This is a genomic window from Gramella sp. Hel_I_59 (assembly GCF_006714895.1).
In the GTDB taxonomy this organism is placed as follows: domain Bacteria; phylum Bacteroidota; class Bacteroidia; order Flavobacteriales; family Flavobacteriaceae; genus Christiangramia.
Map to the genome: position 1 here is coordinate 108,291 of NZ_VFME01000001.1, position 12,290 is coordinate 120,580.

At 39.5% G+C, this 12,290-nt stretch carries 10 protein-coding genes; 6 read left to right on the plus strand and 4 right to left on the minus strand.

Annotated features, from left to right (window positions below; genetic code table 11):
* Positions 1 to 65: 65 nt before the first annotated feature.
* Genes rnc through JM79_RS00515 form a run of 3 tightly spaced genes read right to left on the minus strand, consistent with a single transcriptional unit; the run spans position 66 to position 2,305 of the window.
* On the minus strand, positions 66 to 797 hold the full coding sequence (gene rnc / locus JM79_RS00505; RefSeq protein WP_141876290.1) for a ribonuclease III: 732 nt from the start codon (positions 795 to 797) through the stop codon (positions 66 to 68).
* A gap of 3 nt (positions 798 to 800) precedes the next feature.
* On the minus strand, positions 801 to 2,054 hold the full coding sequence (gene fabF, locus JM79_RS00510) for a beta-ketoacyl-ACP synthase II (RefSeq protein ID WP_141876291.1): 1,254 nt from the start codon (positions 2,052 to 2,054) through the stop codon (positions 801 to 803).
* A 14-nt stretch (positions 2,055 to 2,068) separates the two neighbouring features.
* Positions 2,069 to 2,305, minus strand: a complete 237-nt coding sequence (locus JM79_RS00515; protein WP_013069791.1) for an acyl carrier protein — start codon at positions 2,303 to 2,305, stop codon at positions 2,069 to 2,071.
* A gap of 146 nt (positions 2,306 to 2,451) precedes the next feature.
* On the opposite strand from JM79_RS00515, the gene purN reads away from it, so the two are divergent.
* The 4 genes from purN (at position 2,452) to JM79_RS00535 (ending at position 6,483) form a co-directional block, all read left to right on the plus strand.
* Positions 2,452 to 3,042, plus strand: coding sequence for a phosphoribosylglycinamide formyltransferase (gene purN / locus JM79_RS00520; protein ID WP_141876292.1), 591 nt, complete (start codon positions 2,452 to 2,454; stop codon positions 3,040 to 3,042).
* A 5-nt stretch (positions 3,043 to 3,047) separates the two neighbouring features.
* Entirely contained in the window at positions 3,048 to 3,512 is a 465-nt protein-coding gene (rnhA, locus tag JM79_RS00525) for a ribonuclease HI (RefSeq protein ID WP_026913786.1), read from the plus strand.
* Between the two features lie 74 nt (positions 3,513 to 3,586).
* Positions 3,587 to 4,510, plus strand: coding sequence for a PfkB family carbohydrate kinase (locus JM79_RS00530; RefSeq protein ID WP_141876293.1), 924 nt, complete (start codon positions 3,587 to 3,589; stop codon positions 4,508 to 4,510).
* Between the two features lie 74 nt (positions 4,511 to 4,584).
* Positions 4,585 to 6,483: an amidophosphoribosyltransferase gene (locus tag JM79_RS00535; protein WP_141876294.1), complete on the plus strand. Its 1,899-nt coding sequence runs from the start codon at positions 4,585 to 4,587 to the stop codon at positions 6,481 to 6,483.
* A gap of 634 nt (positions 6,484 to 7,117) precedes the next feature.
* Here JM79_RS00535 and JM79_RS00540 read toward each other — a convergent pair.
* Positions 7,118 to 7,726: a superoxide dismutase gene (locus JM79_RS00540; RefSeq protein WP_141876295.1), complete on the minus strand. Its 609-nt coding sequence runs from the start codon at positions 7,724 to 7,726 to the stop codon at positions 7,118 to 7,120.
* A 177-nt stretch (positions 7,727 to 7,903) separates the two neighbouring features.
* Here JM79_RS00540 and JM79_RS00545 point away from each other — a divergent pair, with 177 nt between their 5' ends.
* Together JM79_RS00545 and kbl are read left to right on the plus strand one after the other, a co-directional pair.
* On the plus strand, positions 7,904 to 11,014 hold the full coding sequence (locus JM79_RS00545; RefSeq protein WP_141876296.1) for a UvrD-helicase domain-containing protein: 3,111 nt from the start codon (positions 7,904 to 7,906) through the stop codon (positions 11,012 to 11,014).
* Positions 11,015 to 11,057: 43 nt separating this feature from the next.
* Positions 11,058 to 12,254 (plus strand): glycine C-acetyltransferase, encoded by a 1,197-nt coding sequence (gene kbl / locus JM79_RS00550; protein ID WP_141876297.1) that lies wholly within the window; start codon positions 11,058 to 11,060, stop codon positions 12,252 to 12,254.
* Positions 12,255 to 12,290 lie beyond the last annotated feature (36 nt).

The following is a 12,290-nucleotide window of genomic DNA, read 5'->3' on the forward strand; positions in this document are numbered from 1 at the left end:
GATATCAGGGGTCTAAAATTCATAATTTTCTACGAAAACGTTATAGTTTACGTTAATTTCGCAAATTATTTTATTTTAGTCTGAAGCGCGTAGTAAGCCCTTTTCGATGCTTTTTCTTCAGCTTTCTTTTTTGAAGTTGCCCTGGCCTTAGCCACCACCCGATTTTCAATTCGGAGTTTTACTGCGAAATGTTTAAGTTCATCATTCCCAGTATCCTCGTAGACTTCGAAATCAAATTCCTTCTTTTCCTTCTGGCACCATTCAATTACCAGACTTTTATAGCTAATTACTTTTCCTTCGAGTTGCTCTATATCCACATATGGATCTATCACTCGCTCGTAAATGAAGCGTTCACAATATTTATAACCTCTATCAAGATAAATAGCACCAACGAGAGCTTCAAACAGGTTTCCATGAATATTCACTCCAAATTGAGTGACAGGGATATTGGTTTGAACATGTTCGATAAGACCAAGGTCTTTCCCTAGTTCATTCAGGTGCTTACGACTCACCACCTTGGAACGCATTTTAGTAAGATAGCCTTCATTCCCTCCGGGAACTGCTCTAAATAGATGAGAAGCGACCACCGCACTAAGCATGGCATCGCCAAGAAATTCCAGTCGTTCAAAGTTGATGGCATTACCATCTTCATCTCTTCGATTAAGAGAGCGATGGGTAAATGCCTTTTTATAAGGAGAAAGTGTCTTTGGTTTAAAACCCAGGATTTGAGTTAGGATATTAAAAAAATTCCCGCCTTTATAAGAGCGGGAATTTAATATGTTACGAATGACGCTCATGGTCTATTCGTCTAATTTTTTAAATACTACACAGGCATTATGACCTCCAAAACCAAACGTGTTACTCATAGCAATCTTGACTTCTCTTTCCTGAGCTTTGTTCAGGGTTAGATTTAGTTCAGGATCAATATTTTCATCAATGTTCTCATGGTTAATGGTAGGCGGGATCAAACTATATTTCATTGAAAGTATCGACGCAATTGCTTCAATGGCTCCAGCTGCACCAAGAAGGTGACCGGTCATTGATTTCGTTGAATTGATATTCATGTTCTTTGCATGATCTCCAAATACTTTGGTAATAGCCTTTAATTCAGCAACATCCCCAAGTGGTGTAGAAGTACCATGTGTATTGATCACATCTACATCCTCTGGTTTTAAGCCTGCATTCTTAAGGCAGTTTTTCATTACAGCAACAACTCCATCTCCTTCCGGATGCGGAGCAGTCATGTGATAAGCGTCTGAAGAAAGACCACCGCCAAGCAATTCAGCATAGATCTTAGCTCCTCTTGCTTTAGCGTGCTCATATTCTTCAAGAATAAGAGCTCCAGCTCCTTCGCCAAGAACAAATCCATCCCTTGTGGAATCGAATGGTCTTGAGGCTGTCTCCGGGCTTTCGTTTCTGGTAGAAAGGGCATGCATTGCGTTAAATCCACCCATTCCTGCCAGTGTCACAGCAGCTTCAGATCCTCCTGAAACAATTACATCACTGTATCCCAACCTAATGTTGTTAAGTGCGTCTATCATTGCGTTTGCAGATGATGCGCATGCTGATACTGTGGTATAATTTGCTCCCATGAATCCGTGTTTGATAGAAATATTACCTGGGGCAATATCTGCAATCATCTTCGGAATAAAGAAAGGATTGAATCTTGGAGTACCATCACCTTCAGCGAAGTTGATGACTTCATTCTGGAAAGTTTCCAGTCCACCTATCCCGGCACCCCAAATAACGCCAACGCGATATTTGTCTACCGTTTCAAGGTCTATACCAGAATCCTCGATAGCTTCGTCTGCAGATACCATTGCGTACTGAGCGAACCTATCAAGTTTTCGGGCCTCCTTGCGATCAAAATGATCTAAAGGATTAAAATTTTTGAGTTCACATGCGAATTTAGTCTTGAACTTTTCAGTATCAAAATAAGTGATAGGCGCACTACCACTTTTTCCACTTTTAAGTCCTTCCCAATATTCCTCTAAATTGTTACCAATTGGGGTTAAGGCTCCAAGGCCTGTAACTACTACTCGCTTCAACTCCATATGGTGTCTATGATTTATTTTTTAGCGTCTTCGATATATGAAATTGCCTGACCTACAGTTGCAATGTTCTCTGCCTGATCGTCTGGAATCTGAATGTCGAATTCCTTTTCGAATTCCATGATCAATTCAACTGTGTCTAGTGAATCAGCACCCAAGTCGTTGGTGAAGCTGGCTTCGTTTACAACTTCATTCTCGTCAACTCCTAATTTGTCAACGATTATAGCTTTTACTCTTGATGCAATGTCTGACATAATTTTTTATTTTAATTTTGATTAGGTGGCAAAAATAAAAACTTTTATTTTAAAACCGATTTTTACTCCAAAAATGTGATGGTAATTTACATAAATTCACTCAAAGCAGTTAATTTTACATCCTAATAATTGTTAACAGCCTTATTTTGAGTGACAAAAGAAATACGACCAAAAAGAAGATTGTCATTTTTGCTTCAGGCTCCGGTACGAACGCCGAGAATATTATCAGGTACTTTCAGGAATCCAGTGATACCAGCGTATTAGCGGTATTCTCCAATAAAAAATACGCCGGTGCTTTAAAAAGAGCACATGACCTGCAGGTAAAAGCCTTGCATTTTGACAGAAATTCATTCTACCAGACCAATGAAGTTCTTCATATTCTGGAAGACATGAATCCAGATCTTATTGTTCTGGCAGGTTTTCTGTGGTTATTTCCATCCAAGATAATTGCTGAATTTCCAGATCGTATCATTAATATTCATCCCGCACTACTACCTAAATTTGGTGGTAAAGGCATGTATGGAAATAAAGTTCATGAGGCAGTTATAGAGAATAAAGAAAAAGAAAGTGGCATCAGCATTCATTATGTAAATGAACATTATGATGAAGGAAATATCATTTTCCAGGCAACCACTCCGATTACCGAGGAAGACACACCAGGAAGTCTTGCCACAAAAATTCATACGCTGGAATACAAGCACTTCCCGGAAGTGATCCAGCAACTCCTGCAAAAATAAATGAAGTGATTACACCAAAGGTGCATATTTATACAGACGGTGCTGCCCGGGGCAATCCCGGTCCCGGAGGTTTTGGTATCGTGATGGAATGGGTCGGCAAACCTTACCAGAAGGAATTCGCCCAGGGATTTAAGCTTACCACGAATAATAGAATGGAGCTCATGGCGGTGATCGTTGCTCTAAGCAAATTAAAAACACCCGGAACACCTGCTAAGGTTTTTACCGATTCCCGATATGTTTCAGACGCAGTGAACAAAGGCTGGATCTTTGGCTGGGAGAAGAAAAATTTTGTGAATCGTAAAAATGCTGATCTCTGGAAAGCTTTCCTGAAGGTCTTCCGAAGACATAAGGTAGAGTTCCAATGGATCAAAGGACATAATGATCACCCACAAAATGAGCGTTGTGACGCCCTGGCAGTAATGGCCTCTAAAGGAAAGGACCTTCCCGCAGATGATGGCTACAAAGCTTAACAATTGAACCCGACATTCAGGTTTACAGCTTGAAAAACAAACTGTATATTTGCAGCGACAATTTAAAACCCGTTATGAGTAAATTACTTATTGTTGGAACTGTAGCTTTTGATGCTATTGAAACTCCATTTGGAAAAACAGATAAAATATTAGGTGGAGCAGGAACTTATATAGGCCTTTCTGCAGCGAACTTTGATATAGACAGCGCCGTGGTTTCTGTGGTGGGGGATGATTTTCCCCAGGAATACCTCGACCTAATGAAGAATAATAATATCGATATCGAAGGGATCGAAGTTGTTGAAGGTGGTAAGACGTTTTTCTGGAGCGGTCGCTATCATAATGACCTGAACAGCAGAGACACTCTGGATACGCAATTGAATGTACTGGCAGATTTTAACCCGGTAGTTCCTAATAACTATAAGGACGCAGAATATGTAATGTTAGGAAACCTTCATCCGTTAGTGCAATTGAGCGTACTGGAACAGGTTGAGAATCCTAAGCTTGTTGTTCTTGATACTATGAACTTCTGGATGGACAATACTCCTGAAGATCTTGACAAAGTAATTGCTAAAGTAGATGTAATCACGATTAACGACGAAGAAGCAAGACAACTTTCAGGTGAATACTCGCTGGTGAAAGCTGCCAGAAAGATCGCTGAAATGGGTCCTAAATATATAGTGATCAAAAAAGGAGAACATGGTGCACTGCTTTTCCATGAAGACCAGATCTTCCATGCTCCTGCCCTTCCACTTGAAGAAGTTTTTGATCCAACCGGTGCTGGTGATACATTTGCTGGTGGTTTTATTGGATACCTTGCCAGAACAAATGATATCTCTTTCGACAACATGAAGAACGCCGTGATCTACGGATCCAATCTCGCTTCCTTTTGCGTTGAAAAGTTTGGAACAGAGCGGATGCAAAAATTATCTCGCGAGGAAGTAAACGAACGGCTTCACGATTTCAAGAAGCTAACGCACTTCGAAACAAAATTAGATTAGTAAAACATGCCCTGTAATTTCAGGGCTTTTTTTGTGACATAAACAACAACACAACAAATTCCAGATAAGACCCTATGAGTGACGCTATAAAACACGAATGTGGAATTGCACAGATAAGGCTTCTTAAACCATTAGACTACTATAAAAAGAAGTATGGCACAGCTTTTTATGGTGTTAATAAGATGTACCTTCTTATGGAGAAACAGCACAACCGAGGTCAGGATGGTGCAGGTTTCGCGAGTATAAAATTAAACACAGCACCTGGCGAACGTTACATAAGTCGTGTAAGATCTAATGCCGCACAGCCAATTCAGGATATTTTTGAACAGATTAATCAAAGGATCAATGACGAGATCCTGGCAAATCCTGAGTATGCAGAAGACACTGAGCTGCAAAAAAAATATATACCTTACCTGGGTGAGGTTTTTCTGGGTCATGTTCGCTACGGAACCTTCGGAAAGAATAGTATAGAAAGTGTACATCCATTCCTGAGACAGAACAACTGGATGCACCGTAATCTTATTGTTGCTGGGAATTTTAATATGACCAATGTGAACCAGTTGTTCGATAATCTTGTTGAACTCGGGCAGCATCCAAAGGAACGAGCAGATACGGTCACCGTTATGGAAAAGATCGGTCACTTCCTGGATTCAGAAGTAAGAAAACTATATAAGAAACTTAAGAAAGAAGGTTTTTCCAAGAAACAGGCTTCTCCACATATCGCAGAGCAGCTTGATGTTGCAAAGATCCTGAGAAAATCTTCGAAGAACTGGGATGGTGGATATGCCATGGCAGGAATGATTGGTCACGGTGATTCCTTCGTACTTCGTGATCCTGCAGGGATTCGTCCCGCTTATTACTATAAGGATGATGAAGTGGTTGTGGTAGCTTCAGAAAGACCTGTGATTCAAACAGTATTTAATGTAGATTTTAATGATGTTCACGAATTACCTCCGGGGAACGCGATCATTACTAAAAAAAGCGGAGAGGTAAATATTACCGAAATTCTGAAACCTCTGGAACGCAAGGCCTGTTCTTTTGAAAGGATCTATTTTTCCCGTGGTAGTGATGCTGAAATTTACGAAGAGCGTAAAATGCTGGGTAGACTACTCATGCCAGATGTATTGAAAAGCATTGAACATGACACCTTAAAAACCGTCTTCTCTTTTATCCCTAATACTGCGGAAACTTCTTTCTACGGAATGGTGGAGGCCGCTCAGGATGAATTGAACAAGCAGAAGAATGAAGCTATTCTGGAGGAAAAGGAAACTTTAACCGATGCCAGACTACAGGAAATTCTATCCCATAGGCTTAGAACTGAAAAGATCGCGATCAAAGATGTAAAGCTACGAACCTTTATTACTGAAGATAGTAGCAGGGATGACCTGGTTGCTCATGTCTATGATGTGACTTACGGTGTGGTAAAACCTGAGGACAACCTTGTGATCATTGATGATAGCATTGTTCGGGGAACTACCCTGAAGAAAAGTATTATTAAAATGATGGACCGGCTGAAACCAAAGAAGATCGTAGTAGTATCTTCGGCTCCACAGATAAGGTATCCGGATTGTTATGGAATTGACATGGCCAGGCTGGAAGATCTTGTTGCCTTTAGAGCCGCTTTGGAGTTACTGAAGGAATCTGACAAATATGAAATCGTAGAAAAGGTTTACAAGAAATGTAAGCAACAGGTAGACCTGGATGATGCTGAAGTGCAGAACTTCGTGAAAGAAATGTATGATCCATTTACCAATGAACAGATTTCTGATAAGATTTCAGAATTGTTATGTGATACTGATGTAAAAGCTGACGTAAAGATCATTTACCAAACGGTAGAAAACTTACATAAAGCATGTCCAAAGAACCTGGGTGACTGGTACTTTACCGGTGACTATCCCACTGCCGGTGGGAACCGGGTAGTAAACCGGGCATTTATAAATTTCTACGAAGGAAATACAGACAGGGCATATTAAATCGCTTTTCAACTAGTAATTATGCATTTGGTCTAATAATATTTGTGGCTAGGTTTTATCTATCTACATTAGTACCATGCCATAACATAAGTAGGTTAAGTTCATGGTAGATTTGGGGCAAAAAAAGGTGGATTCATTCCGCCTTTTTTTATGTCCGGTCGGTAAATTTCACCAGGTAACAATCACCCATAATATCCTAATTTTTAGCTATTTAACTAGTTTTCAGGTATTTCGTCCAAAAGTTTTACAAGCTACCAACATTCAACTTATCTTTATTAGACCATAGCATAGGTAGGTTAAGTTCATGGTAGATTTGGGGCAAAAAAAGGTGGATCTTGATCCGCCTTTTTTCATGCACACAACTGAAGATCAGCTTGTTCAACTCTTATATCTACTGCTTAAACAAACAATTATTTTAAGCTACTCGTCTAGTTTTCAGGTATTTCATCCAAAAGTTTTATTTACTACCAACATTCATCTTATCTTTATTAGACCATAGCATAAGTAGGTTAAGTTCATGGTAGATTTGGGGCAAAAAAAGGTGGATCTTGATCCGCCTTTTTTTATGCATAAAACTGGACAAAAAAAAGACCGCCATCCGGCGGTCTTCAAGATTTAGAAAATCAATTCTATATTATTTTGCTTTTGCGTATCTACTAGAAACTCCTTTCCAATCGATCACATTAAAGAATGCATCGATATATTCAGGACGCTTGTTCTGGTAGTTCAGGTAGTAAGCATGCTCCCAAACGTCTAGTCCAAGAATTGGAGTTCCTCCACAGCCAATTTCTGGCATGATTGGATTATCCTGGTTTGCAGTAGAACAAACTTCTACTTTACCACCATTATGTACACATAGCCATGCCCAACCAGATCCAAATTGTCCTGCAGCTGCATTAGAGAACTTCTCTTTAAAAGCTTCGAAAGAACCAAATGCGCTGTCGATCGCTGAAGCTAGTTCACCTTCTGGTTTTCCTCCACCATCAGGAGACATTACTTCCCAGAATAAGCTATGGTTATAAAAACCACCACCATTATTTCTTACAGCCTTGTTAGACATGTCAAGGTTTTGAAGTATATTCTCGATATTCTTTCCTTCCATATCTGTACCTTCGATCGCACTGTTTAGCTTCTTGGTATAACCTGCATGATGCTTATCGTGGTGAATTTCCATCGTTTTTGCATCTATATGTGGCTCTAATGCATCAAAAGCATATTTTAGTTTTGGTAATTCAAAAGACATAATTATCTGATTTTTTTGTGATTAGTACTTTATATTCCATCAAATTTAGCCATTAAGGCATTTAATGGAAATTATTTACTGTTATAAATTACTTAAAAGCAATGCCCGGTTTCCAGTCATTTTTATTTTAACTTTAAGCTTTGTACAAGCTCTCAAATCTCAATAATATAGCCGAATTTGGAAAATTTCTTTCATATCTATAATGCATCTGCAGGCTCTGGAAAAACATTCACCCTCGTAAAGCGTTACCTCAGTATTTTATTCAACTCCAATCGAAAGGATAGCTATAAAAATATCCTTGCCATCACCTTTACCAATAAAGCTGTTGGTGAAATGAAAAAACGGATTATAGAAAGCCTGGCAAATTTCGCGAAAGAAGATTCTGTTCAGGTAGATCCTTTAATGACCGCGATCATGGAAGAAACTGATCTTTTAGAAGAGCAAATTCGGGAGAAATCCAGGGAAATTCTTAAAAGCATTATTCATAATTATGCTGCATTTGAAATTTCAACTATAGATGGATTTACGCACCGGGTGATACGCACTTTCGCTCGTGACCTTGGCATTCCCATGAATTTTGAAGTTGAAATTGGTGCGGAAGATATTCTAATGGAAGCGGTAGACAGCCTTATTAACCGCGCCGGTAATGACGAGAAATTGACCCGGGTGCTGGTGAACTACACCCTTTCAAAAACCGATGATGATCGAAGCTGGGATATAAGTCGAGATCTTTACGATATATCGCGTTTGCTCATCAACGAAAATCACCAGAAAGAGATCGCAGTTCTTAAGACCAGAACGCTGGAGGATTTTGCCGCATTTGCCAAAAAATTAAGGGCAGACATTTTGGAAGCTGAAGATGGGTTAAAAACTTTTGGAGATCATTTTTTTGAAGTCATCCAGAACGCAGGACTGTCAGAGGAAGATTTTAAAGGTAAGTACATACCCAAGCATTTTTCAAAATTGCAGCAAGGTGATATGTCGGTTACTTTTGAGAGTGCCTGGGCAAAGAACATTGCAGATTCCCCAATGTATGCCAAGACCAAGGCCAGCAAGGATACTCAATTGAGCATGGATTCTTTACAACCTGAAATTGTGGAGATCTTTGAAACCTCTAAAAAACTGTTCTTTCACCTTGAATTTCTTACCGAGATCCGGAAAAATCTGGTTCAGCTTTCCTTGATCAATGAAATAAACCGGGAAATAGAGCTTATTAAAAAAGAAAAAAATGTCATTCTTATTTCAGAGTTCAACCCGAAAATAAGCGAACAGGTAAAAGATCAACCAGCTCCTTTTATTTATGAACGGCTTGGAGAACGGTATCAGCACTATTTTATTGATGAATTCCAGGATACGTCTACCATGCAATGGGAAAACCTGGTGCCACTCATTAGCCATAATCTTAGTCAGGGCGAAGAAGCATCTGGTATTACGATCGTGGGAGACGCCAAGCAGAGTATTTATCGCTGGCGAGGCGGCCGCGCAGAACAACTTATCGACCTTAGCAATAAAAAGACGAGTCCGTTTCAGGTAGAACAGATTCTTGAGAATCTGCCAAACAATTTTAGAAGTGGTTCCACGGTCGTGAACTTCAATAACAGTTTTTTTCAGTATGCTGCCACGCTTCTAACACATCCTGAATATGCCGATCTATTTAAGAATTCTGCACAATCACCTAAAAAAGGTGAATTTGGTTATGTGAACGTAAGTTTTGTAGAGGCAAAAAATGCTGAAGAGCAACTGGAAGTCTATCCTGAAAAGATCTTTGTAACCATCAAGGATCTGGAGCAGCAAGGTTATTCTAAGCAGGATATCTGCATTCTTACCCGGCGTAAAAAAGAAGGAATTGCTATTGCTGAATATCTTTCAGAACAGGGAATTTCAGTAATTTCTTCTGAAACGCTTCTGGTTTCTCAATCTTCGGAAGTAAAATTAATTGCCGAATTACTGAAGTTTTCACTTTATCCCGAAGACGATCAGCTAAAACTGAAGATCTACGAGCAGTTATCACCTCGATACATTTCCGAGGAAGAAAGTTTTCCGGTACTTGTGGAGCATTTACCTAAAAACGGACAGGAATTTCTGGGTTGGCTGGACTCTGAATTGGTAAGCTTTGATTTAATGGAGATCAAAAGATTGTCGATCTACGAAGCCGCAGAATATATCATTCGAAGTTTTGTACTTGTACAGCAATCCAATGCGTATATCCAGTTTTTTCTGGATTTTATATTTGAATCTGCTCAAAAAACTTCCAACAGTCTGCATTCATTTCTGGAACTCTGGGAACGCAAAAAGGACAGGCTAAGCATCGTGGTTCCAGAAACCGATGATGCTGTACAGATCATGACCATTCATAAATCAAAAGGTCTTGAATTTCCGGTAGTCATCTATCCTTTTGCAGATGCAGACCTGCAAAATACAAGAATGGATAACCTCTGGTTAAGCGTTCCAGATGAAAATATTCCGCTGGCTTATGTAAGTGCTTCTAAAAAATTATTGAACTGGAATGAGGAAGCGATTGAGAAATACCATGACCTGTTAAGTAAGAATGAGCTGGATACGTTGAATGTCCTCTATGTTGCCTGTACGCGAGCTGCGGAACAGCTATATATTATGACCAGTCACGAATCTTCAGATAAGAAAACCCTTAACATTTCAGGAATCCTTAGAAACTTCCTGGAATCTGAATCTAAGTATAACGATTCTCTGGTTTGTGAATTTGGTGAAAAGCTAAAATATTCTTCCGAAGAGAAAAAAGGAAAAACCTCTATTTTCCCGGAACAATTCTACACTTCCCCGGTTCAGAACAAAGCTGTAAATATAGTAACACGTTCTGGCGCGATGTGGGATACAAAACAGCGGGAGGCTATCGAGAAAGGTGAAATTGCTCACGAAATTCTGGCCAGGATCAATTCATCCCAAGACCTTCAAAAAGCCATGGACTGGGCAGTAAATTCAGGATTAATAAGGGAAGAATCAAGAACAGAGATCTCTGCCAGCATCGAAAAGATCATTCAGCACGAAGAATTAAAATATTTATTTGCCGAAAATGTGCAGAATAAGAATGAAAAGGAGATCATTACTCAGGATGGTAACCGGTTGCGTCCAGACAGGCTGAACTTCAGTAATAACAAGATCACTATTATAGATTATAAGACCGGTGGTTTTGTGGATACTCATACCCGCCAGGTTTCAGAATATGCGAAAGCCATGACCAATATGGGTTATGAAGTGGAGAAATCTCTGCTCGTATATACGAACGAACCGGTTCAGATTAGGATTGTATAAAAGAATTATAACTTTGCACGAGAGTGAAAATTAAAATATTGATATGTACGGAAAAATAAAAGAGCATTTAGAAAAAGAACTTGAAGAGATCAAAAACGACGGACTCTTTAAAAAAGAACGAATCATTACCGGACCTCAGGACGCGGTGATCAAAATATCTACCGGGCAGGAAGTGATCAACTTCTGCGCGAACAACTACCTGGGATTGTCTTCACATCCTGAAGTGATTCAAGCTGCAAAAGATACTATGGATACTCATGGTTTTGGAATGTCCAGTGTACGTTTTATTTGTGGAACCCAGGATATTCATAAAGAACTGGAGCAAAAGATCGCTGATTTCTACGGAACTGAAGATACAATCCTGTACGCCGCATGTTTTGATGCCAACGGTGGAATTTTCGAGCCACTGCTTACTAAAGATGATGCTATTATTTCAGATTCATTAAATCATGCTTCTATTATTGATGGTGTGAGACTATGTAAAGCTGCGCGTTATCGTTACCAGAATGGTGACATGAATGATCTTGAAGAGCAGTTAAAGGCGGCGAACGAAAAAGGAGCACGTTTCAAAATGATCGTAACAGATGGTGTTTTCTCCATGGATGGCCTTGTAGCTCCTTTGGATGCTATTTGTGATTTGGCAGATAAGTATGATGCATTAGTAATGATCGATGAATGTCATGCTACCGGTTTTATTGGTGAGAAAGGAATTGGAACACTGGAAGAAAAGAATGTTCTTGGTAGAGTTGATATCATTACAGGTACTTTAGGAAAAGCACTTGGTGGCGCCATGGGAGGTTATACTACTGCTAAAAAAGAGATCATCGAGCTATTAAGACAAAGATCAAGACCATACTTATTTTCAAACTCACTGGCCCCTGCGATCGTTGGAGCATCTATCAAAGTGTTTGACATGCTCGAGAATGATTCCAGTTTAAGACAAAAGTTAAAAGAGAATACTGCGTATTTCAAAAAAGGTGTTAAAGAAGCCGGATTTGAGATCATTGATGGAGAGGCAGCAATTGTACCGGTAATGCTTCATGATGCGAAATTATCCCAGGATATGGCAGACAAGTTGCTTGAAGAGGGAATCTATGTAATAGGCTTCTTCTATCCCGTGGTACCAAAGGGAAAAGCAAGAATTAGAGTCCAATTATCTGCTGCACATAACAAGGAACATTTGGACAAAGCGATTCAGGCATTTACCAAAGTTGGAAAGGAATTAGGAGTGATTAGCTAAAATTAACTTCTTATTTATTGATTGAAGAAGGTTGAT